Below are 21,995 nucleotides of genomic sequence, written 5' to 3' on the forward strand. Positions count from 1 at the left end.
AATTCTCATTTTATCATTCTGGAACTTTTTAACTCACTGATAAATAAAGAATAAAATTATATCTGTTACTTTTTTATCAATGAGGAGTTTTTCAACTTAACTTTTCTCTAAAGTTTGCTTCAGACATCAAATCAAAGCGGAAAATAAGATGAAAAATGAAGCATGCTATGAAAATCAACGGGTGAAAAACAACGCTGGCTCAGCAGTAGACGGAACAGTTGTGTGGTCTATCGATAAGCTATTTTGGATGGGTTCAATTTTTACGATGACCTTAATCGGCTGTGCGTTGACACTGTCCTTGGAAAATTTTCTTGTTTTTATCATTACCACGGCAATAACGCTTTGCTTGGGGCATTCGCTCGGTATGCACCGATTATTAATTCATCGAAGCTATCAAGCACCCAAATGGCTCGAATATTTTTTAGTTCACTGTGGGGTTATTGTGGGTCTTGCTGGTCCTAAGGGGATGATTAGAACTCATGATTTAAGAGACTGGGCACAACGACAACCGCAATGCCATGACTATTTCTCTCACCAGCAGCCAATGAGAAAGGATTTTATTTGGCAGTTATTTTGTGATTTTAAGTTTGACTCCGCACCAACAGTAGAATTTGAAGCCGAAGTTGAACACGACAAAGTCTATTACTGGATGGAAAAATATTGGAAATGGCAACAATTGCCCTTAGCTGCAGTGTTGTTTTTCCTCGGCGGAATAGAGTGGGTAGTTTGGGGAATTTTCGCGAGAGTCTCTATATCAGTCCTCGGCCACTGGTTAATCGGTTATTTTGCACATAACAGCGGGGAAAAGCATTGGCATGTTTCAGGGGCTGCCGCTCAAGGATTCAACATTAAATTCGCGTCATTAATAACCATGGGCGAGAGTTATCATAATAATCATCATGCTTTTCCGGGATCAGCGAAACTAGGGATTAATCAAGGAGAACTGGATCCAGGTTGGTGGGTGCTGAAAGTACTTGAATGGCTGGGTCTAGTAGGGAACATTAAGCTTCCTGATGATTTGCCTCCGAGAAATGAGCTCATTGAAATAAATAACCCACTGCATGCCTTTAACCAATCGGAGGCCGAATCATGAGAATTTTAGTGATAGGCGGTTATGGCACTTTTGGAAAACGATTAGTCGAAAGCTTGGTTAATTTTTATCAATATGAAATTATTGTTGCCGGTCGCTCAGGAGAGAAGCTAGCAAAAACAAAACACTATTTTTCGGTATCGGCGAATACTGAAATTGAAACAGCTCAATTAGATGTCACCAGTGATGATATTAAAGCTAAGTTATCGCTTATAAAACCCAATCTAGTCATCAATGCTGCCGGTCCCTATCAATTACAAAAAGGCAAGTGTGCCTATGGGGTGGCCAAAGCTTGTATCGAATATGGCTGTCACTACATTGATCTTGCCGATGACTCTGAATTTGTCACTCAATTTTCCGAAAAGCTCAATCAGCAAGCGAGAGACGCAGGCGTAATTTTGGTTACTGGGACGAGCACAATTCCAGCTTTGACAGACGCGGTTATCCGACACTATTTAACTGAGTTTAAAACGCTTCAATCAGTTGAGTATGGAATTTCACCCGGAAACCATACTGAGCGGGGTAAAGGAACGGTCGGCTCGATCTTATCCTACACCGGTCGACCTTTTGAAACACTGTCCGAGGGGCAATGGAAATCAGTATTTGGTTGGCAAGATATCAAGCGGTATGACTTTGGTTCGCCGATAGGTAAGCGCTGGATGAGTAATTGTGAGATCCCGGATCTGAAACTACTGCCGGCTATCTATCCTCAAGTAGAAACCGTTCGTTTTCAAGCGGGTTTGGAGCTGGGCATTCTACACATCGGTTTGTGGGTTCTGTCTTGGTTAAGACGAATAAATTTAATCAAAAATTTGTCTCGTTATGCCCATCAGTTACTTCAAATGAGTTATTGGTTTTATCGTTGGGGTAGTGATGTTGGTGGAATGTATCTTAATCTAAAAGGTCTAGATAAAAATGGTAAAGAGAAAGCTATCTATTGGCAATTAGTCGCCGAGAAAGGAACCGGACCTAATGTACCAACGATTGCGGCGGAGTTATTAGTCGAAAAAATTCAGACTGGTCAGTTGAGTGCTGGCGCTCGGCCTTGTATCAACCTGTTTTCGTTAGAGGAATTTTTTCAAGTTGCCCGACGCTGGGAAATTTACCAAAAGGAGGTGAATTATGAGTCTTAATCCGCCTCGAAAAATCCCCAACACAAAAATTAGTTACCGGGCATTACTTGGAGAATCACAATGGCATAAACTTCACCCGCTGGTGCAGAAACGATTTGGTGATGACCAAAACAAAGCAGTGGTATACCAAGGCGTAATGAGTGAAATTTACTTGTCGACGATGGGCAAGTTGTTTGCACAAGTGTGCAGACTAATCGGTCAGCCGCTTGCACTCTATGAAGGAATGAATGTTCCTATGAAGGTCCATGTTTACGAAAATAGCATATTAGGTGGAATGACTTGGGACCGTTTTTATCAATACCAGAACAAACCAGTCAACCGAGTGAAATCAACTAAAGTTATTCAGGCCAATGGTGTATTAGTTGAAGTTGTGGGTTGCGGATTTGGAATGAAACTCAATCCTTCAGAAAGTGCGGGCGCAATCGTATTTGAGAGCGATTACTTTTTTCTTCAGTTAGGCAAAAAGCGAATAAAGATTCCGGATTGGTTAACGCCAGGTAAAATGACCGTTTCCCAGCGGGCATTGTCGGATGAATGGTTTGAATTTAAGTTGGATGTTACCCATAAGCTATTGGGTCGCACTTATTATCAAATCGGTCAATTTTCAGAGTCACAATAGAGCTATTAGGAAAAACGAAGTGATGAATGTTAAAGCAGAGAAGAATCAAATTTTATTGGTTTATGATAAAGAGTGCCCTTTGTGTGATAACTACTGCCGGATGGTTAGGATTCGTGAAGATATCGGCGAGTTAGTTTTAGTTAATGCACGCGAAAATTCAGAAGTGATGGCTCAGATTACGCAAATGGGGCTCGATATAGACCAAGGTATGGTATTGCAAATGAATGGTAATATTTTCTATGGCTCGGATGCTATTCATGCACTCGCAATGATCAGTAGCCGGTCAACATTCTTCAATCGTGTAAATTATTGGATGTTTAATTCGAAAAAGCTTTCAATGATTTTGTATCCGCTCTGTCGATTTTTTAGAAACTTATTATTGAAAGTTTTAGGGGTGAAAAAGATTAATAATTTAGCGCTAAAAAGTAATCAGAAGTTTTAAAAAATAGGATTCGCCTTTTATGCTCAACGAGTTAACTCAAGTTAACTGTTTGAATTGTGTTTTCTAAATTATGTAGGATCTATCTTTGAGAATGCGGGTTCTCGAAATCATTTCAAAAGTTTTATCATACACGCTGAAAGATTATTTTTTATAACTTAATCTTATCAAAAGCGTTAAAAATATTTGCCTCCTTTGACGATTTCAAAATTTAAAAAATTTTTCGGTTTAACCAAGTTAGGCAAGAGTTAAGTGTCTAATGCTTTGCCTAAGATACTCAAGAGCGCTTCTTAAAAAGCAGTTTAAAATAGAGTTATCAACCCAAAAGAATAGAAATGTTAAGTAAATTTTTTCGAGCAATTGTTCGGTTGTAACGAACTGTTGAGAAGAATTTTAGGCGAAACTGTTTTGCCTAAAAATAATTTTAAAATTCCGTTCAAATTATAGTGATCTTCGGACCTTTTTCATATAGGATCGCCGCTGTTTGAACCTAGGGTAATGAGAATCATTACTAAAAGTGTGGTTATTGCTGTCACTAACCCAATAGGATGAAGTAAAAGCGAATGGTTAATCTAGCCAAGACTCTTGTAGTCGTCTCTCTCACTGTGCTTTTAAGTGCTTGTGACTTTAAACTGTTTGATCCAAAAGGGCCGATCGCCGAGGGTCAGATGGACCTCTTAATAATTTCTGCGTTGGTCATGTTAATAGTCGTTATTCCGGTAACGATCATGGGCGTGTGGTTTCCGATACGTTATCGAAAGAACAATACCAAGCAAGAATACAAACCTGATTGGGAGCATTCTAACGTTATCGAAGCTATCGTGTGGACGATTCCTATCCTGATCATCATTGCATTAGGAATCATTACCTACACTACCAGTTACTCAATGGATCCGCGTAAACCGATAGAATCTGACAAAGAGCCTATGGTCGTTCAAGTTGTGGCCATGGATTGGAAATGGTTATTCATTTACCCAGAGCATGAGATCGCTACAGTGAACGAAATGGCGATCCCCGTCGATAGACCCATCGAATTTTTAGTGACGTCAGATACCGTGATGAACTCGTTCTTTATTCCGCGATTGGGTTCGCAAATCTACGCAATGTCAGGCATGGAAAATCGAGTTCACTTGATGGCGAGCGAAGAAGGGACATACGAAGGTCTGTCGGCAAATTACAGTGGTTTCGGATTTTCTGGAATGCGGTTTAAAGCAATTGCCACTTCAGAAGTGGGATTTGATGAATGGGTCAAGAAAGTGAAGTCTTCGGCAAACCCACTAGATGAAGCCACGTTAAAACAGTTACGAGTTAAGTCGCGTGACGTCAAACCAATTCACTATTCATCTGTTAACCCATTGTTATTTAGTGAAATAATCGAGCAGTACGCAGGAGCGTTAGATGGCCAGTAATTATACTCTCGTTACCGATCCTCATCCGTTATACGGCAAGCTAACATTAGATTCATTCCCGTACCATGACCCTGTCTTGGTGACCACTTTTGCTGCGGTTGTTATTGGCAGCATCGGAATTTTAGGTGCGATCACCTATTTCGGTAAATGGAAGTACCTGTGGAAAGAGTGGTTTACTACTGTCGATCACAAAAAGATTGGCATCATGTATATCATTACCTCTCTGATCATGCTTATCCGCGGATTTTCTGACGCATTGTTAATGCGCTCTCAACAAGCCATGGCGGTTGCGAGCGAATCCGGTGCCGGATATCTACCGCCGGAACATTACGACCAAATTTTTACGGCGCACGGCGTAATCATGATCTTTTTTGTGGCGATGCCGTTTATTGTTGGTCTGATGAATATCATTGTGCCACTTCAGATTGGCGCGCGTGATGTTGCTTTCCCATTCTTGAATAGTTTGAGCTTTTGGTTGTTTGTGGTTGGCGCATTATTGATTAACGTTTCATTGTTTGTTGGAGAGTTTGCGGCTACCGGATGGTTAGCCTATCCACCACTCTCGGGGGTTGACTATAGTCCCTGGGTCGGGGTCGATTATTGGCTCTGGAGTCTGCAGATCTCTGGGATAGGGACGCTGTTAACCGGGGTCAACTTTGTTGTCACGATTTTAAGAATGCGTGCACCAGGCATGACGCTAATGAAAATGCCAGTATTTACTTGGACATCTTTCTGTGCCAACGGACTTATCGTTGTTGCTTTCCCAATCTTAACGGTCACCTTAACGTTATTAACACTCGATCGTTATATGGGTACTCATTTCTTTACCAGCGATATGGGTGGTAATCAAATGATGTATGTGAATCTGATCTGGGCTTGGGGACATCCTGAAGTTTATATTTTGATTCTTCCTGCGTTTGGTATTTTCTCGGAGATAACAGCGACCTTCTCGCGAAAACGGCTCTTCGGTTATACCTCGTTAATTTGGGCAACAGTGGTCATTATGTTGTTGTCTTTTGTAGTTTGGTTACATCACTTTTTCACCATGGGGGCAGGGGCAAGTGTTAACGCTTTCTTTGGAATTGCGACGATGGTGATAGCAATCCCTACGGGGGTAAAATTGTTCAATTGGCTTTTCACCATGTACAAGGGGCGAGTCGAATATACCTCACCCATGTGGTGGACAGTGGCTTTCTTCTTAACCTTCTCGATCGGCGGAATGACGGGCGTGATGTTGGCCATTCCAGCGGCAAACTATGTATTACATAACAGCTTGTTCTTGGTTGCTCACTTCCACAATGTAATCATTGGTGGTGCGCTCTTTGGATATTTTGCTGGTCTCACTTACTGGTTCCCGAAAGCGACCGGGTTTAAGCTCGATGAGACCCTAGGGAAGTGGGCTTGTGGTTTCTGGACCGTTGGATTCTTCCTCGCGTTTATGCCGCTTTACGTACTTGGCTTTATGGGGATGACTCGTCGTCTTAATTACTATGACAACCCAGTCTGGAATGATTGGTTGATGGTTGCCGGTTTAGGTGCGGTGATTATTTTGTTTGGTATCTTGACTCAGTTCTATCAAATTTTTGCAAGTATTCGTGACCACAAGAAAAACCGTGATTTAACCGGCGATCCTTGGGATGCACGAACCCTTGAGTGGACGACTTCTTCGCCACCACCATTTTATAACTTTGCAAAAATTCCTCATGTGAGAGACAGAGATCACTTCCATGACTTGAAAAAGTATGGCTTGGCTCACAAGCGTCCTGAGAGCTATGAACGAATTCACATGCCGAAGAATACTTGGGCAGGAATTGTCATCAGTGGTTTCTCCCTAGTGATGGGTTTTGCCATGGTTTGGCATATCTGGTGGATGGCTATCGCCGGTACTTTAGGTATGTTGGTTTCTTGGATTGTTTACGCTTTCGAGAGAAAGAAAGACTACTACGTTGAAGTAGCGGAAATCGAAGCAATTGAAGAAAAGCGATATGGCAAATTGAAAAAAGGCCAAGAGCTTGAACGTACAGGTCAACAGCCTGGAAAAGATGGTGCAGCAGATGATGCTGTAGCAATCAGTATTTAAGGTAGGGTGGTAATAATGAGTACAGAACTTTCAGCACCGCCAGCAGATTACACAGGGTATGTCGAAAAAGAGCAGCATCATGATTATGGCGGCGATACTGTTTTTGGCTTTTGGATCTACGTCTTATCCGATGTGATTTTATTTGCAACATTGTTTGCAGTGTTTGCAGTACTCGGTGGCAATTATGCGGGTACACCAGAACTGAAAGATTTAGTAGAACTGGATTATGTTTTAAAGGGCACGGCGCTACTTTTATTCAGTAGTTTCACTTTCGGTATTGCTATCCTCGAAGCGAATAAAGGTAACATCAAAGGACTCTTTAGTTGGCTCGGTGCAACTTGGGTTTTGGGTGCTGGTTTCCTTGCAATGGAAATTAATGAATTTATTCATTTTACTGAAGCCGGCGCGGCAGCTTGGTCAAGCGGCGCATGGTCAGCTTTTTATGCGCTAACGGGTACCCATGGACTCCACGTTTTAGCCGGTTTAATTTGGTTAATTGTTTTAGTTTTTTTAATTCAAAAAGAAGGCCTCACTGAGAACAATAAGGTTCGTTTGATGTGCTTAAGTTTGTTTTGGCACTTCTTGGATATCATTTGGGTTTGTGTATTTAGTGTTGTTTATTTAATGGGAGTACTGTAAATGGCCTCAACAGAAAAACATCACGGCGGAGCGGCCCATGGTAGTCTAAAAGAATATACGATTGGTTTGTTACTTTGCATTGTGCTAACGGCGTTTTCTTTTGGGATCGTCATGACTGAAGCGGTCAGTGGTACCACAGCGGTAATTGTTATTTTGATAACTGCTGTGGCACAAATTATGGTGCAGCTGGTTTTCTTTTTGCACATGAATACATCCTCCGATCAAATCTGGAATAACACGTCAGCCGTTTTTGTGGTCGTGTTGGTGGCGATATTGATTGTTGGATCAATTTGGATCATGGCGCACCTCAATCACAATATGATGATGGGTCACTAGATGGAAACGACGCATAATTATTCTAAAAGAATTACTTATGCTGCAATGGTGATCGGCGCGGCGATTGTCGTGATTTTATCCTATGTCTTACTGACCTCTGACGATTTACCTTCTCGCAATGTTGGTGGTGAAGATGGCGTTTTGGGTGGTGAGTTTACACTGAACAGTTTGCATGGTGATGTATCACTGAGTGACTATCGTGGCAAATTAGTGATTGTCTATTTCGGCTTTATCCAATGCTCTCAAGTGTGTCCAGTTTCAATGCGAACTATCCAGCGAACTCTTGAATCGATGGAGCCACAAGAAGTCGACAATATTCAAGTGATTTTAGTGAGTGTTGACGCCGACGACACCTATGAAGCGTTGGATGCGTACGCGAAAAAATATCATCCAAATGTTGTGGGTGTGACCGGTACGCTCGATCAAATCCGTGATGTGATCGATGAATACGGCTCTTATTATGCGCCCAATGATTTAGAAGAATTTGATAAAGGCAGAGCGTTTCGTCATAGCTCTCGCTATTATCTCGTTAATCAAAAAGGTGAGTTGGTCGATGCAATGCGGCATAGTTCAACCCCTAATGAAATCCGCGCGCGATTACGCGAGCTGATTAAAGAAGGAGAAAGTCTTTGATTAAAGCAACTCGTTTTTCGGTATTGTTTTCCGGAATTTGTGCTCTGATTTTGAGTATGGGTATTGCTCGTTATAGCTTGACCCCGATGATCCCGAATTTGCAAGAACAGTTAGGCATCACGCCAAGTGAGGCTGGTTTTCTTGCTGGGATAAATTACTGGGGCTATCTAACTGGTTTGTTTATCGTGTGGTTAGTGAGTGATTTAAGAGCCAAGGACTTCTTTTATCGTTATGGCCTTTTTGTCGCTGCGTTTGCCACGGTAATTATGGCTGCTCATGAACATCAAATCGTGTGGTATGCCAGTCGATTTTTTGCCGGCGTGGCAACAGCGACAGGATTTATGTTGGGTACAGGATTAATCCTTAACTGGTTGCATCACAATGGTTATCGCCAAGAGCTGGGCATCCATTTTGCTGGACTCGGCGTTGGCATTATTGTGAGTGCATTGGTTGTTGAAGCAACGTCGTTAGATTCGTTATTCGAATTAAATTGGCGATGGCAATGGGTGGTGTTATCTACGGTCGGTTTTTTGTTTTTTATTCCTGCGGTGGCATTGCTTCCTATGCCAAAGGAAAATGAAATTGAAATGTCGCGGATGGATCATGCCAATCATGAAGGGAAACTTCCTTCTAAGCGTTGGTTAATGTTAATGTCAGCAGCCTATTTTTGTGCCGGGTTTAGTAATACAGCGAATGTTACTTTCACCTCGCTAATCACTGAGCTTCAACCGCTTGAAGGTTTAGGCGAGCGGATGTGGTTATTGGTTGGTATTAGCGCGACGATCGCTGCCCTGTTGTGGGATCGCATCGCGAGAAAAGTCGGTCGTTTAACGACATTAAAAGTTGTTTTCGGTCTCAATGTTGTCGGGAATATTGTACTTGCAACCTCTACCAGCGTTTATACAACCGCTTTAGCATCCATCCTTTTTGGTGCGACCTTTATCGGTATTATTTCATTAACCCTAAGTACGGTTGGTAAGCTCTATGGTCTTAAAGCGACTCAGGTGATGGCGCAATTGACGCTGGGTTATTGTATTGCGCAAATTATTTCGCCGGTTATGGCGGGCATTGTCGCCGAGCTGACCGGTAGTTTCCGACTGCCCTTATATATCGTTAGCGGCATAATGGTCGTCGGCATGCTCTGTTTACTTGCGCTTCGCGAAGAAAGCAAAGAGTTGTATCCCTACTACAAAAGTTAATCAAAAAGCTAACCATGAAGCGATACTGGCTAATAGCAAGTTTTATGCAAAGCAAAGTGATTGCGCTTATGCTGCTTGCTGTTAGCTTTTCGCTCTACAGTGTTCAAGCAGTTCGGGCGAACGAAAGTTTTGAAGTAACGGATTCTTTTGGCAAACATCAACTCACAGAGTCACCCAAACGCATTGTGGTTACTGATTGGACCCTTTTGGAACAATTACTGGAACTTGGAGTTGAACCGGTAGGCGCGCCAGAATTAGCGTTGTATCGCAAGTTTGTTCAGCAACCGGCGTTACCTCAATCGATAATCGATATCGGTTTACGGCGCTCACCTAAGCTATCGACGATTCGCTCGCTTAAACCGGATGTGATCATTATTGGTACCGATCAAAAAAAATTGGCGCGGCCTTTCTCGAGAATTGCTCCGGTGATGTATTACAACAGTTTCAGTGATAAGTACCGCACTAATGGAAAGAAAAGTCGAGAACGATATTTACAAATATCAGAACTTTTTCAAAAGCGCCAATTCGCAAAATCCAAACTCGCTGAGCGAGACGCTGAGATCGAATCAATCAAACGACAAATTAATCAGCATTTTAATAATCAGCCGCCTAAAGTCACAATCGCTCGTTTTAGCACATTAAACAAAAGCTTAGTGTATGGAGAAAATAGTATTCCTATGCACACCCTTAAATTATTAGGGCTCAAAACCGGTCTACCGATCGGTCGCTCCAAGTGGGGTGAAAAAGATATTACTAACCGCGAACTGATGGCGTTACCAGATGGTATCGTGCTTTATGTCGAACCGAGTGACATAGTAAAGGATTTAAGAAAATCGTCGCGTTGGCAAGATTCGCTAATCGTTAGAGAAAATCGACTATTTGCTATGTCGCCTGCTTGGTCTTATGGCGGTGCAATGTCGGTGCTGTACAATGCGAGAGCAATTCGCGATGCTTTACTTGAAAACACCAGTCCTCAGTAGTTTTCAATTGGCAACGTTAGGCTAGCGCGGGCTAATCTGTGGTCGATAGCTTATAGCCGCTTGTATAAAGTTTTCTCTAACGTGTTTATCGGCTAGTTGATCTTCCTCAATGACCGGCAGCTCTGGGTATCGTCTCATCAATTCTGTTGCAAATATACCTTGTCCATCAGCGACTAAAGCGTTCCCGCGACGAGTTTTCACTTTACTTACACCGCAGCTCGGCGATTTAGTTTTAAAAACATATCCGCAAATTTGCTCAAGCCATGAACTTTGTGAGTCACAGCAAGCGGCTAACTTTTGGGTGTAATCGAGGGTTTCAGTGGCTTGATCCAAACAAATGATTTGACGGTTTCTTTCAACTAGCTGAATTTTGGGACGCGGCACACCGAGTCCAATAGCCATTTCGGGGCAAAAAGTCATCACATTAAAAGTCGTTGTAAGATATTGATGGATTAAGGGCTGATACTGATGTTCACCATCATATCTAACTTTTTGTCCCATCAAGCAACTGCTAATGCCAATCAAAGGTCTCGGTTTTTGAGAATAATCTTGGTGCACTCGGTATCCTGTCGATGAAATTATCAATCTATCATACGACGAAAAAAACGATTATAAAATCGTTCAGCCAAAATAACTTTTAACGAGCAGGAATAATAATTTAACGAGTTATACTAATTTTGATTGGAACTAATCGCAACTAACACTGCCATGCTACAACCACTTGCAATCAAGCCGAAGCTCGTTAGTACGCCATTAACAAGCACTTGATTAACCGTTAACAAAGCTGATGAACCTTCGGCAGTTAAATAAACGATTCCAGCGATGGCAAGCGTAATGTAAAAGCCATAAATTCCCAACTTAGTTGCTAATCTCGCAGTTCGTAGGGTTTTTACATATCGAGTTGACGCGAGTGACGTGAACGGTGTGTATTTCATTTTTCTTTTCCCACATTTTTATAATATTGTTTTATATCGAGCGTTAACTTGAGTTTTTATTAGTGTGCGTTGTTGCAGATTACACAATTTAGACCACGTTATTGTGGCGATGTTAAGCTCGCTATTTGTTGATCAGCGTATTCTTTGACACGCTTTAAAATCAAGGGATCGTTATTATTATTTTTTTGTAGCTGCTCGAGTGTAGCCAAAAAATCCTTGTAGAGTAAAGCAGATCCTGCCTTTTCATCGAAAAAATTCTCATGGCGAAATACTTGCCAGCGATTTTTTTCTGCACTACTGAGTGTCTCTGGCGCATTTCGGGCGCGGTAACGAAATAGCATCTCCGCTAATCGTTCATCAATAAACTGAAACTGGGTATTTGCTAGCTCCTCCCAGGAGGAACGTCTGATCTGGTCCATTTTTTGTTTATCAGCGGGTTTAAAGAAGCCGCCGGAATAAAGGGCATGATCTGGATTCGTAATCGGCTCAAAAGACTTTTGCTGATACACGGTTAACAGTTTCCCGCGAATCTCTGCGATTGAAGATTTTAACTGGGAGGCTGTTGTTTGGCATTGCTTAAGGTTGATACCGAGGCGAGTTTGCGCTTCAGAATTTAACACACCAAGCGGTGCGACTGCCGGGCATTTGTTGTAATGAATTTCTTTAATTGGCAAGCGAGATTCACCTTCAGGTAACTCGTCTTGTCGTGTAAAAATCAACTTCTCTATCTCCTCGGGTTCCAAGCTGGAAAAATCCCCAAAAGGTTTACTTAAATCTATACAAATGACACTATTTTTATTCGTTGGATGGGCGACCAAGGGCATCATCACACCGCAATATTGATGTTCCGGACCTAACATACCTGAGCAGTGTATAAATGGTTTATTGGTGACAAGATCGATCTCCGCCATGACCATTCGTTTATCGCGTAAACCAAATAGAAAGTTGAATAAGCGAGGTTGTTTTTCTTTGACCAGTTTGGCCATGGCGATTGTTGCATACACATCAGACAATGCATCATGGGCGTTTTCATGTTCGATGTGATTTGCGGTGGATAATAACTCTAACTTAAAACTCGGTTTTCCCTCATCATTGATTGGCCAGTTAATACCCTGCGGACGAAGTGCATGGGTCATTCGCAACATGTCGAGGATATCCCAGCGAGAATTTCCATCTTGCCATTCTCTTGCGTAAGCATCATAGAAATTTCGGTAAAGGCCGAAACGTACGACTTCATCATCAAAGCGGATATTGTTATAACCCACTGCGCAGGTGTTGGCTGCCGCGAGTTCCAAATGAATGCGACGAAAAAAATCTCGCTCGCACAGGCCGTTCTCAAGGGCTTGTTGCGGGGTTATCCCCGTGATTAGACAAGCTTCAGGGTGAGGTAAAAAATCATCTGCCGGTTTGCAGAAAATATTCAAAGGCTCATCGATAACGTTAAAGTCGTAATCGGTTCTAATTCCAGCGAACTGTGATGGTCGGTCTTTGGCTGGATTAGCACCAAAAGTCTCAAAGTCAAACCAGTAAAAAGATTGCATTAAGCGGCCTTATATTCATTGCGTTGTTGCACCTTATCGAGGAAAGGTAAAAATTTCAAATATCTCGAGCGCTTTATCTACGTCATAGGCTCTGTTAATAGGTTTTTGGCGTATTAACTGTTATCTTAAGGATTAAAACAAAAATCAAACGCGGAATTTTCGATGGAAGCTCACAGCCCTCTCGGCGCTATTCTTTTCTTTTTAATTGCTGCAGTGATTGCAGTACCGCTATTTCGTAAATTTAAGCTCGGGGCGATTCTTGGTTATTTGGTGGCTGGCATTTTGATTGGGCCGCAGGGTTTTAATTTTATTGATAAACCAGAAAGTATTTTGCACTTTTCTGAAATTGGGGTGGTTTTGCTGTTGTTTGTCATCGGTCTAGAACTCAACCCCGACAAACTCTGGTCAATGCGGCGACATATTTTAGGGCTTGGTCTGGGTCAACTTTTAATTTCAGCGGCGGCGATCGGCGTTTTCATCCTTTTATTTGTCGGCGATATGTCTACCGGCGTTGTCATTGGCTTGGCGTTAGGACTGTCTTCTACCGCCTTTGCGATTCAGCTGATGGCTGAGAAAGGTATTTTAGGGACGCCCATTGGTCGACGTGGCTTTTCCATTCTGCTGTTGCAAGATCTAGCCGTAATTCCTATTCTATTTTTAGTTCAGTCACTCGCAACCGTTTCTACTGGTGAGGCAAAGCCTTGGTGGCTGGGTCTAGGTGCACTTGTTGTTTTATTACTCATTGGCCGATTTGCGCTTAATCCAATGCTGACAATCGTATCAAGATATGGCAGCCGAGAAAGCATGACTGCATCGAGCTTATTGATAGTCGTGGGTGCCGCATACATTATGCAAGAGTCTGGCTTATCCATGGGAATGGGCGCTTTTATTGCTGGAATCATGCTGGCTAATTCGCATTTTAGACATCAGTTGGAAAGTGATATTGAGCCTTTCAAAGGGCTAACCCTGGGGCTATTTTTTATCGCTATCGGAATGACGCTTGATTTGCGATTGTTTATGCAAAGTCCTTTGGTAATCCTCGGTTTAGCTGTGGGGTTAATGATAGTCAAAACGTTTATCATTGCCGGCCTGATGCGGATGGCGCAGGTTGAGTGGCGACAAGGATTAACGATTGGCTTGATGCTGAGTCAGGGTGGCGAGTTTGCGTTTGTTGTAATGGGCACTGCGACCGCCGGTAGTATTCTCTCTCTGGAAACCGCAGGTCAAGTCAACCTGGTCGTAGGACTATCCATGGCATTAACGTCTCCCTTGGTTTCCCTGATTAGTCGACTTCTTAAGTCGAAACCACAAACGACAACAGAATCCGGAAGGATAGAATATTCTGAAGAACCTGAAGTCATGATTATGGGATTTGGTCGTTTTGGTCAGACGACTGGCCGTATTCTTGGGGCGAATAAAATCCCCTTTATTGCTTTAGATAAAGATGCCGAGCATATCGACTTTGTTAAGCGGTTCGGGAATCAAGTGCATTTTGGCGATGCTTCGCGGCTCGATGTTTTAGAAGCTGCTGGTATTGATCATGTTCGAGTCGTTTTAATTGCGATTGATGATTCGAATGTTGCCAAGCATGTCATCGAGCTAGTGAAGCAGCACTATCCAAAAATAAAAATCATTGCTCGAGCACATAACCGTGCTGATTTTTGGGAGCTACAAGCAGCAGGTGCAGATAAAGTGATTCGCGAAGTGTTTAAAGGAAGTCTAGAAGCTGCTACGGATACTTTGGCCTTTATGGGATTCACCAGCGGTGAGGCACTTAAAAGCGCTGATCGTTTTGAGGTTCATGATGAGTTCTTATTACAGGACGCGCTTGAACACCGTGACGATACAGAAAAACTCATTGAGATTGGTCGCAAAGGCCGGGCTGATTTGGAGCGTATCTTTAGCGCCGATCGTTCAAACTAACTTGAGGACAAAACATGGCAATTTTATTGAGTTCGACTTCAAAAGATCTGGGCGGCTTTTCGGTAAAACGAATTTTGCCACATGCCGATAAGCGTACGGTTGGTCCCTTTATCTTTTTAGACCATATGGGACCGGCCGAATTTCCTGCGGGAACTGGCATCAACGTAAGGCCTCATCCTCATATTGGATTAGCAACGCTCTCTTACCTGTTCAAAGGCAGTATGCTTCATCGAGATAGTTTGGGGTCTATCCAAGAGATATTTCCGGGTGATGTTAATTGGATGACCGCAGGTAAAGGTATCGTCCATTCAGAGAGAGAAACGATCGAAACGCGCGGTAGTCATCATCAATTAGATGGCTTACAGTGTTGGATAGCATTACCTGAAGCCAAGGCTGAGATTGAACCCAGTTTTTTGCATGTCCCGAAAACCCAATTACCTTATATCCATAAAGAAAAGTTGTTAATGCGCTTAATTGCTGGAGAAGCCTATAATCGAACGTCGCCAGTCAAAACTTATTCACCCATGTTTTATCTGGATGTGATCGCTGAGCAGGGAGCAAAACTCGGCAGACCTTGTGGTTCATTAGAAACTGCGATGTACCTTCAAATGGGTAAAGTAAAACTTGAAGGCGTTGAGTACAGTGCTGGCGACTTTGTGGTTTATGATGACGCAGACTGTGAACTAGAAGTTGTAGAGAACGCGAGGTTTATGCTTTTAGGTGGAGAGCCATTCGAGCGACCGCCACATATGTTTTGGAACTTTGTGTCTTTTGACAAAACCAAAATTGAAGAAGCCAAACGCCGTTGGAATGAGGGGCTATTCCCCAAGATTCCTGGTGACGATGAAGAGTTTATCCCGCTACCTTGATTCTCAAGCAATTAACCTTTAACGTAAAACGTCGAATGACAATAGATAAACCAAAAGGTCAAAGTTAATTTATGGCGAAGCTTATTTCAGGTGCAATCGGTACGGTTTTCTTAATTATTATTGCGGTTACTTTACCGGTTGCTGTTGGCTTGGGCTTGGTAAAAGCTTATCGCCATTTCTTTCCTATCGAGCAAACCGATTCCGTAGGAATTGATGATATCATTGAACCGAATACCGATAGCTTTTTTAAAGTGTTGATTATTGGTTGGATTGTTTGTGCGCCGTTTTACTACTGGGTTTATTCGGCGGGGCTTTTAAACTAGTCCGAACCACATAAAAAATATTACAAAATGAGCAACGCCCAGACTATCTATCTTTAGCCGCAAGGTCGACGATGGGTCGACTAAAAACCCGATGCTCATCCTGATCTACCGGTTTAAGAACACGCTTTTCGCTTGCAGGATGATGGATAACCGAAACGCCTTCGCGCCACGCCTTTTTAGGACGAATAGGGCGACGAACAAACCCGCCGCCACAATTTGGACACACGTTATTTAAGACATTATCAACACAGTCGCAGCAAAAGGTGCACTCATAACTGCAAATCATCGCTTCGATTGATTCCGCTGGTAAATCTTTATCGCAGTTTTCACAATTTGGTTTCAGTTTAAGCATGATAAACTCCTGTAACACGGATTAAGCCTATTAATCCGTGGATGACTTGGTTCTCCTCCCAACTTTCAAGGGAGATTTGATGAAATGTCGCAAACTCCAATATGCCAAAGTAAATTTCATCGGCAGACTATTATTCGAAAAACATTGGTGCCCTTTTCTTTGGGTGATTGCCAATCTCATTCATTGTTTGGCTGTCATACAAACGTCCGTTCTTCATGACCATATTAACTTTATCTGTCTCATAAATGGATTCGATAGGGTCGATATCCAACACGACCAAGTCAGCAAGTTTACCGACTTCCAAGGATCCCAGGTGTTGCTCCATTCCGAGGTAACGCGCACCATCAATGGTTGATGCACGAATCACTTCTAAAGGTGTCATACCGCCCTGGGCAAACATCCACATTTCCCAGTGTGCCCCCAAACCTTCACGCTGACCGTGAGCGCCGATATGGACTTTGACACCCAGGTCTTGGAGTTCGGCTGCAACTGTCGCATTGTTGATATGGTTGTAGTCTTCTTTAGGGGCCATGGTACGGCGAATTGAGCGGGGATATAAAACGCTTTTGGGGACGAGTTTGGACAGTAAAGGGTGTTTCCAGACTTCACTGTGTTGGTACCAATAATTTTCGCCCCAGATTCCGCCAAACGCGACGGTTAAAGTTGGCGTATAAGCGGTTTCACTCTGTGACCATAGTTGTTTCACATCATCGTATATTTTAGCCACCGGAATAGAATGCTCAATCCCCGTGTGTCCGTCGACTATCATCGTTAAATTATGTTGAAACGTGGAGCCTCCTTCTGGCATAACCATCATTTGATTATTGCGAGCGGCTTGCAAGACTTGTTGTCGTTGATCACGCCTTGGTTGGTTATAGCTTTTAACTGAAAAAGCGCCTTGTGCTTTTAATCTTTTTAAGTGATCGTCCGCATCTTCAAGGCTATTAATTTCTGCAGTAATAGAAGCTTCCGCACCATAAAGAATTGTCCCAGTAGAGAAAATTCTGGGGGCGACAATCTTGCCACTTTCTGCAAGCTCGGCAGCGGAAAAAATTTGTTGGGTATTGTTCGATGGATCATGAAGAGTCGTAACACCGAATGCTAAAGTTGCCAGGTTATACCAGTTTTGTTGCGGCGTTATCTGGTTGGTGCCTTGTCTGCCATGCCAATGAACATCAACCAAGCCGGGGATGATCGTTTTACCGCGAGCGTTTATTCGTTTGGCATTATCCGGCACCGAAAGTGTTCCCGTTTCACCGATAGCTTTAATCCGATTACCGGTGATCAAAATATCTCCCTCGTTAATGACTTCATAGCCTTTCATCGTGATAATTTTCGCGCCAATAAATAGAGTAGAGCCTCTTGGGATGTCACTGTTAACTTTAAAGCCAAGCTCAATGCTTCGGCGATTTGCTGATTGGTCATCTTTCCAATTTTTCGGATCGGGTAAGGTTAAGCGGTAAAGGGTCGAACCGAGGGACCAATTAAGCGCTGCGTCTTGATTGCTCCAAGAAACGTATTGGCCGCCTTCTGTACTGACCTTAAGCAGCGGTAGATTAGTCGATTTGGGTGATAGTTCAATCGCCTGAGCCGCGTGAGTAAAAGGTGTAACATACAGTTGGTAGCGCTCTCTAAACACTAAATATTTTTGATTCGCAGACAATGAAAATTCATTCGCATACTGAGTGGTCGCATGGGTGATCGGATCTTGGCCATTAAGATCGACGCTCACTAAGCTAATTTTTTGTCCCTGACTTCGCGTTAAATAGATGCGATCCATCGAATTGGCGAAGAAAGGCGCGCGACCGTTCTTGGTTACCAGTTGATTATTGCCACCTTTGGCGTCCATTCGATAGACCGCAGGATCGATATCGTAGAGAGGTGAATTTATCCAGCCGCCGGTAATTTTTTGATAAATCACTTGTTTACCATCAGGAGAAAATTTTGGGGCGATGTACTTTCCTTTGGATTTAGTGAGTTTGGTTCCTTTGCCACCTCTTGCTCGAACTTTTTTGATCGCTCCTTGCTGTTGATCATTCCAAGTCGCATAGATTATGTAGTCGCCATCAGGTGAGTAAGATGGATAGAATTCAAATTCATTATCGGCCTTAGTGAGGCGCTTGGGTTTGCCGTTGGGTAGTTTGCGCGTATATAGCTGCCCGAGCGCTTGAAAAACTACCTGATCGCCATCTGGACTCACTTGAACCCAGCGCAGCATGCGGGTATCAAACTTATCAGGTGATGGGTTTACGGGAGATTTAACGGCTTTACGCATTGCTTTACTGGTGGTTATTTGAAAAGGAATTTCTTCAGCCACTTGTGTAGTTATATTCAATTTGCGGATTTTTCCGCCCGCCCAAAAAATAAGGTTTTCGCTATCCGGGGTCCAAGCTAAGGTGGGGTAAACACCATGAATAGCCCAAGTTTCCTGCATATCTCGATCAAGCTTTTGGTAAATTGGAAACTCTTCGCCGGTATTTAAATCTTTTAAGAACAAGCTAGATTGGTTGCGGATCCGTCGTACAAAAGCAATGAGATTGCCATCGGGTGATGGTGTTGGGCGAACGCTCCCACCAAATCCAGAAATTTCCTTCTTGATTTCACCTGTTAGTCGGTCGATAGAAAAGATCTCATAAATTACTTGATTGGAGTCTTTACTATATTCAAATATTTTTCCTGGGGTTGAATCTCGAGAAAAGAAAACCTTTTTACCATTCGCAGAAAATGCCGGTTCTCCGAGATCCTTTTGGTCGTTGGGGCGCTTGTTTAGTTGTAAACCTTTGCCCCCTGCAGTGTGGTACAACCAAATTTCACCGGCACCGAGCGAGCGGCGAGAAGTAAAGTGTTTACGTGCGGCAATATACTGTCCATCTGGACTCCAAGTGGGACTATTGAGAAGCCTAAAAGACTCTTTGGTTAATTGTCGTTGATTAGTACCATCGCGATCCATTAACCAAATATTGTCACCGCCTCCCGCATCAGAGGTGAATACGATTTGTTTTCCGTCTGGACTAAATTGAGGCTGCATTTCCCAAGCGATTGTTTTTGTCAGAGCCTTGGCTTTGCCCCCTTTAATGGGTAGCGTATAGATATCCCCCAATAAGTCGAAGGCAATCGTCTCGCCATCGGGACTCACAGAGATGTTCATCCAAGTGCCTTCATTGACTTCAATATTGGCTTGATACGCTTCTCCAGGCGGATTGTTGACATCCCATTTATTGCCCTCATGCTTTTCGCTTGCTGCGGTAGCCGTTGCAAGCGAGACAAGGCATGCAGTAATCAATGATTTAAAGTTCATAGTCACTCCGTCAGTGGGATTGTTACTTTTATGATGCACAGACTTTACGCTTTTTAGTTTGTTTTGGCTAATGGATCAACCTAAAGGTCGTGTGCTTGAGAAAAAATATCGACCAAGTCTTAATCTGGCCTGCAAAAAGTTGCGTTGAATAAAGGCGAGCTTCTTAGTATCCGCTTATGCATTAAAAACGCCACTAAGTCAGGTTACCGATGTCTTCGAGTGCTTCTTTTTGCGGCTTTGTGTTATGGTCTGCTATAGTTAAGCCGTTGATTTGGATTATAAAAAGTAAAACTCCCGGCTGGCTTCAACATAGTGCCTAGCAACATCTAATTAAAAGAAAGTTATAACGAGTATGCTTCCAGTTAAAAAAGCGAAAGATGCCCAAGAGTTTTTCCTGCCAGACTTTTGTCAGCCGCAGTCGCTATTTTTAGTCGTTCTGGTTGGTGAGCTTTTAGCGGTCATCTTTACCTTGTTGAATTTCCAACCGCAAGCTAACCTATGGAATCTACTTGGTATCTATTCGATTTCAATTCAAATTATTGCATTAATTTCTGTCAGTCTGCTTTGTTGGTTAAGACCGTGGCTCGCGAAATATAGTGATTGGGTTTCAGGGGCGCTCAGCTTGAGTGTGATATTGTTTGCGACGCTCGTATTTACCTATGTTGTTATCCGTTATTATTGGCAAATTCCAATTGACCTGACACAGCAAGCACAAAGCAACATTTTTTTACGTCATGTATTAATCGCTGGCTTGATTGGTGCGGTAGCACTTCGTTACTTTTATTTACAACAACAGTACCGACAAAAACTCGCGTCAGAGGCATCAGCCAGACTTGAAGCGTTGCAAGCGAGAATCAGACCGCATTTTCTTTTCAATAGCATGAATGTTATCGCCAGTTTAACTCGGATCGATCCAGCCAAAGCCGAAGCGGCAATTGAGGACCTGAGTGACTTGTTTAGAGCGACGCTCGAAAACAAACAAGACTTAATCCCTTTTTCCGAAGAGTTACAAAATGCTGAGCGCTATCTTGCCATCGAGAAAATTCGTTTGGGTGATAGGATGCAAGTGAAAAAAAGTGTGAGCGCCGACTGTTTACAAGTTTTAGTACCGCCCTTGTCGGTTCAGCCTTTAGTAGAAAATGCTGTTTATCATGGTATTCAAATGCTTCCCGATGGGGGAACAGTTGATATAACTGCTGAGCTTGAGGGGGACTTGATGAAAATTTGTGTTGCTAACCCGCGTGCACGCGAACCGAGTCACAAAGGTCACGGTATTGCTTTAAAAAATATTGGACAGCGGCTCGAAGTGATCTATTCTGGTAAAGCTAATCTGCATAGGCGATCTGATGAAGATTTTTATAAAGTCACCATGAGTATCCCGCTTAAGCAGGCAGATGAATCAAAGTGATCGAATTTAGAAATCAACTCAAAGCAACCTATCACTTCAGGAGTTTGTGAATGAAAGTATTAGTCGTTGATGATGAACCGCTTGCGCAACAGCGGTTGGAGCAACTGCTGGCACAAATGTCACGAGTTGAGACAATACTCAAGGCCAACAATGGCCAACAAGCAATCGAGGTTTGTCAAACTGAAAAACCCGATCTTGTGTTGCTGGATATTCGCATGCCAGGGATCGATGGATTAGAGACTGCTCAGCATTTAAGTCAAATGGAAAAAAGTCCTGCGATTATTTTTACCACGGCCTATGACGAGTATGCGCTAGATGCTTTTAAAGTTAATGCAGTTGATTATTTATTAAAACCGGTTCGTCAGGAAAAGCTTGCTGAATCGATTGAACGTGCTTCCCAGCTAAACCGGATACAACTCCAGGCGATTAAATCTCAGCCTGAAGGTCGAACCAATATAACGGCTAAGATTAGCGGTAACATTAAACTTATTCCTATCGCCGATATTTTTTATTTTCAAGCGGATCAGAAATATGTCACCGTTAAACATGTAAACGGTGAGACAATTATCGAAGACACCTTAAAAGAGTTGCAAGCGGAGTTTGAAGCAGATTTTATCCGCGTGCATCGGAATGCGTTAGTAGCAAAAAAATATATTACCGGGATTCATAAAAACGCTGCGGGTCACAATTTTGTGACCATGAATGATTGTGACAGTATGGTTGAAATTAGTCGTCGACACTTGTCCGGCGTTAAAAAACTTATTACAAGCATGTAGTCTTTGGTTAGCA

Annotated in this window: 21 protein-coding genes; 16 read left to right on the top strand and 5 right to left on the bottom strand. The window is 42.8% G+C overall.

The annotated features are described in order from the left end of the window. Positions 1 to 148 precede the first annotated feature (148 nt). The 11 genes from FLL45_RS18025 to FLL45_RS18075 all read left to right on the top strand — a co-directional run bounded on the left by FLL45_RS18025 (position 149) and on the right by FLL45_RS18075 (position 10,557). Positions 149 to 1,093 carry an acyl-CoA desaturase gene (locus FLL45_RS18025; RefSeq protein ID WP_142943447.1) on the top strand — a complete coding sequence of 315 codons (945 nt, stop codon included), beginning with the start codon at positions 149 to 151 and terminating at the stop codon, positions 1,091 to 1,093. Beyond that, the gene (locus tag FLL45_RS18030) at positions 1,090 to 2,223 is read left to right on the top strand and encodes a saccharopine dehydrogenase family protein (RefSeq protein ID WP_142943448.1); all 1,134 of its coding nucleotides are present in this window, start codon (positions 1,090 to 1,092) and stop codon (positions 2,221 to 2,223) included. The genes FLL45_RS18025 and FLL45_RS18030 overlap by 4 nt, the downstream gene beginning before the upstream one ends. Continuing rightward, complete coding sequence (locus FLL45_RS18035; protein ID WP_142943449.1) at positions 2,213 to 2,842, top strand: DUF4166 domain-containing protein; 630 nt, start codon at positions 2,213 to 2,215, stop codon at positions 2,840 to 2,842. Before FLL45_RS18030 ends, FLL45_RS18035 begins: the two co-directional genes overlap by 11 nt. Before the next feature lie 22 nt (positions 2,843 to 2,864). Next, positions 2,865 to 3,284 (top strand): DCC1-like thiol-disulfide oxidoreductase family protein, encoded by a 420-nt coding sequence (locus tag FLL45_RS18040; protein WP_142943750.1) that lies wholly within the window; start codon positions 2,865 to 2,867, stop codon positions 3,282 to 3,284. 560 nt (positions 3,285 to 3,844) lie between these two features. Further along, a complete protein-coding gene (gene cyoA, locus FLL45_RS18045; protein ID WP_142943450.1) occupies positions 3,845 to 4,690 on the top strand; it encodes a ubiquinol oxidase subunit II in 846 nt (281 codons plus the stop codon). Then, positions 4,680 to 6,770, top strand: a complete 2,091-nt coding sequence (gene cyoB / locus FLL45_RS18050; protein WP_142943451.1) for a cytochrome o ubiquinol oxidase subunit I — start codon at positions 4,680 to 4,682, stop codon at positions 6,768 to 6,770. The genes cyoA and cyoB overlap by 11 nt, the downstream gene beginning before the upstream one ends. A 15-nt stretch (positions 6,771 to 6,785) precedes the next feature. Next, complete coding sequence (gene cyoC, locus FLL45_RS18055; protein ID WP_142943452.1) at positions 6,786 to 7,409, top strand: cytochrome o ubiquinol oxidase subunit III; 624 nt, start codon at positions 6,786 to 6,788, stop codon at positions 7,407 to 7,409. Further along, positions 7,410 to 7,745, top strand: coding sequence for a cytochrome o ubiquinol oxidase subunit IV (cyoD, locus tag FLL45_RS18060; protein ID WP_142943453.1), 336 nt, complete (start codon positions 7,410 to 7,412; stop codon positions 7,743 to 7,745). Then, complete coding sequence (locus FLL45_RS18065; RefSeq protein ID WP_142943454.1) at positions 7,746 to 8,378, top strand: SCO family protein; 633 nt, start codon at positions 7,746 to 7,748, stop codon at positions 8,376 to 8,378. Beyond that, positions 8,375 to 9,577, top strand: coding sequence for a YbfB/YjiJ family MFS transporter (locus FLL45_RS18070; protein ID WP_142943455.1), 1,203 nt, complete (start codon positions 8,375 to 8,377; stop codon positions 9,575 to 9,577). The genes FLL45_RS18065 and FLL45_RS18070 overlap by 4 nt, the downstream gene beginning before the upstream one ends. A gap of 14 nt (positions 9,578 to 9,591) precedes the next feature. Beyond that, complete coding sequence (locus FLL45_RS18075; RefSeq protein ID WP_142943456.1) at positions 9,592 to 10,557, top strand: ABC transporter substrate-binding protein; 966 nt, start codon at positions 9,592 to 9,594, stop codon at positions 10,555 to 10,557. Positions 10,558 to 10,578: 21 nt separating this feature from the next. On the opposite strand, the gene FLL45_RS18080 is transcribed toward FLL45_RS18075, so the two are convergent. From FLL45_RS18080 to sbcB, 3 genes are all read right to left on the bottom strand, one after another. Next, on the bottom strand, positions 10,579 to 11,115 hold the full coding sequence (locus FLL45_RS18080; protein WP_281282215.1) for a 2-thiouracil desulfurase family protein: 537 nt from the start codon (positions 11,113 to 11,115) through the stop codon (positions 10,579 to 10,581). Between the two features lie 113 nt (positions 11,116 to 11,228). Further along, a complete protein-coding gene (locus FLL45_RS18085) occupies positions 11,229 to 11,492 on the bottom strand; it encodes a hypothetical protein (RefSeq protein WP_142943458.1) in 264 nt (87 codons plus the stop codon). Between the two features lie 98 nt (positions 11,493 to 11,590). After that, complete coding sequence (gene sbcB / locus FLL45_RS18090) at positions 11,591 to 13,033, bottom strand: exodeoxyribonuclease I (RefSeq protein WP_142943459.1); 1,443 nt, start codon at positions 13,031 to 13,033, stop codon at positions 11,591 to 11,593. A gap of 162 nt (positions 13,034 to 13,195) precedes the next feature. Here sbcB and FLL45_RS18095 point away from each other — a divergent pair, with 162 nt between their 5' ends. The 3 genes from FLL45_RS18095 (at position 13,196) to FLL45_RS18105 (ending at position 16,148) form a co-directional block, all read left to right on the top strand. Continuing rightward, entirely contained in the window at positions 13,196 to 14,956 is a 1,761-nt protein-coding gene (locus FLL45_RS18095) for a monovalent cation:proton antiporter-2 (CPA2) family protein (protein ID WP_142943461.1), read from the top strand. Positions 14,957 to 14,970: 14 nt separating this feature from the next. Further along, positions 14,971 to 15,825 (top strand): pirin family protein, encoded by an 855-nt coding sequence (locus FLL45_RS18100; protein WP_142943462.1) that lies wholly within the window; start codon positions 14,971 to 14,973, stop codon positions 15,823 to 15,825. A gap of 71 nt (positions 15,826 to 15,896) precedes the next feature. Next, positions 15,897 to 16,148, top strand: coding sequence for a hypothetical protein (locus tag FLL45_RS18105; RefSeq protein ID WP_142943463.1), 252 nt, complete (start codon positions 15,897 to 15,899; stop codon positions 16,146 to 16,148). Between the two features lie 43 nt (positions 16,149 to 16,191). Here the strand turns inward: FLL45_RS18105 and FLL45_RS18110 are convergent, their stop codons facing one another. Further along, positions 16,192 to 16,500 carry a DUF1272 domain-containing protein gene (locus tag FLL45_RS18110; protein ID WP_142943464.1) on the bottom strand — a complete coding sequence of 103 codons (309 nt, stop codon included), beginning with the start codon at positions 16,498 to 16,500 and terminating at the stop codon, positions 16,192 to 16,194. Between the two features lie 130 nt (positions 16,501 to 16,630). After that, positions 16,631 to 19,798, bottom strand: a complete 3,168-nt coding sequence (locus FLL45_RS18115; RefSeq protein WP_142943465.1) for an amidohydrolase family protein — start codon at positions 19,796 to 19,798, stop codon at positions 16,631 to 16,633. Between the two features lie 352 nt (positions 19,799 to 20,150). On the opposite strand from FLL45_RS18115, the gene FLL45_RS18120 reads away from it, so the two are divergent. Together FLL45_RS18120 and FLL45_RS18125 are read left to right on the top strand one after the other, a co-directional pair. Further along, complete coding sequence (locus FLL45_RS18120) at positions 20,151 to 21,206, top strand: sensor histidine kinase (RefSeq protein ID WP_142943466.1); 1,056 nt, start codon at positions 20,151 to 20,153, stop codon at positions 21,204 to 21,206. Between the two features lie 50 nt (positions 21,207 to 21,256). After that, positions 21,257 to 21,982, top strand: a complete 726-nt coding sequence (locus FLL45_RS18125; RefSeq protein WP_142943468.1) for a LytR/AlgR family response regulator transcription factor — start codon at positions 21,257 to 21,259, stop codon at positions 21,980 to 21,982. The last annotated feature ends 13 nt before the right edge of the window (positions 21,983 to 21,995 follow it).

This window comes from Aliikangiella marina, from assembly GCF_007004765.1.
GTDB classification, from domain to species: Bacteria; Pseudomonadota; Gammaproteobacteria; order Enterobacterales; family Kangiellaceae; genus Aliikangiella; species Aliikangiella marina.

Coding starts and splice junctions, on each gene's coding strand:
- FLL45_RS18025 (WP_142943447.1), top strand. CDS start 149: ATGAAAAATGAAGCATGCTATGAAAATCAACGGGTGAAAAACAACGCT.
- FLL45_RS18030 (WP_142943448.1), top strand. CDS start 1,090: ATGAGAATTTTAGTGATAGGCGGTTATGGCACTTTTGGAAAACGATTA.
- FLL45_RS18035 (WP_142943449.1), top strand. CDS start 2,213: ATGAGTCTTAATCCGCCTCGAAAAATCCCCAACACAAAAATTAGTTAC.
- FLL45_RS18040 (WP_142943750.1), top strand. CDS start 2,865: ATGAATGTTAAAGCAGAGAAGAATCAAATTTTATTGGTTTATGATAAA.
- cyoA (WP_142943450.1), top strand. CDS start 3,845: ATGGTTAATCTAGCCAAGACTCTTGTAGTCGTCTCTCTCACTGTGCTT.
- cyoB (WP_142943451.1), top strand. CDS start 4,680: ATGGCCAGTAATTATACTCTCGTTACCGATCCTCATCCGTTATACGGC.
- cyoC (WP_142943452.1), top strand. CDS start 6,786: ATGAGTACAGAACTTTCAGCACCGCCAGCAGATTACACAGGGTATGTC.
- cyoD (WP_142943453.1), top strand. CDS start 7,410: ATGGCCTCAACAGAAAAACATCACGGCGGAGCGGCCCATGGTAGTCTA.
- FLL45_RS18065 (WP_142943454.1), top strand. CDS start 7,746: ATGGAAACGACGCATAATTATTCTAAAAGAATTACTTATGCTGCAATG.
- FLL45_RS18075 (WP_142943456.1), top strand. CDS start 9,592: ATGAAGCGATACTGGCTAATAGCAAGTTTTATGCAAAGCAAAGTGATT.
- FLL45_RS18085 (WP_142943458.1), bottom strand. CDS start 11,492: ATGAAATACACACCGTTCACGTCACTCGCGTCAACTCGATATGTAAAA.
- sbcB (WP_142943459.1), bottom strand. CDS start 13,033: ATGCAATCTTTTTACTGGTTTGACTTTGAGACTTTTGGTGCTAATCCA.
- FLL45_RS18095 (WP_142943461.1), top strand. CDS start 13,196: ATGGAAGCTCACAGCCCTCTCGGCGCTATTCTTTTCTTTTTAATTGCT.
- FLL45_RS18100 (WP_142943462.1), top strand. CDS start 14,971: ATGGCAATTTTATTGAGTTCGACTTCAAAAGATCTGGGCGGCTTTTCG.
- FLL45_RS18105 (WP_142943463.1), top strand. CDS start 15,897: ATGGCGAAGCTTATTTCAGGTGCAATCGGTACGGTTTTCTTAATTATT.
- FLL45_RS18110 (WP_142943464.1), bottom strand. CDS start 16,500: ATGCTTAAACTGAAACCAAATTGTGAAAACTGCGATAAAGATTTACCA.
- FLL45_RS18115 (WP_142943465.1), bottom strand. CDS start 19,798: ATGAACTTTAAATCATTGATTACTGCATGCCTTGTCTCGCTTGCAACG.
- FLL45_RS18120 (WP_142943466.1), top strand. CDS start 20,151: ATGCTTCCAGTTAAAAAAGCGAAAGATGCCCAAGAGTTTTTCCTGCCA.
- FLL45_RS18125 (WP_142943468.1), top strand. CDS start 21,257: ATGAAAGTATTAGTCGTTGATGATGAACCGCTTGCGCAACAGCGGTTG.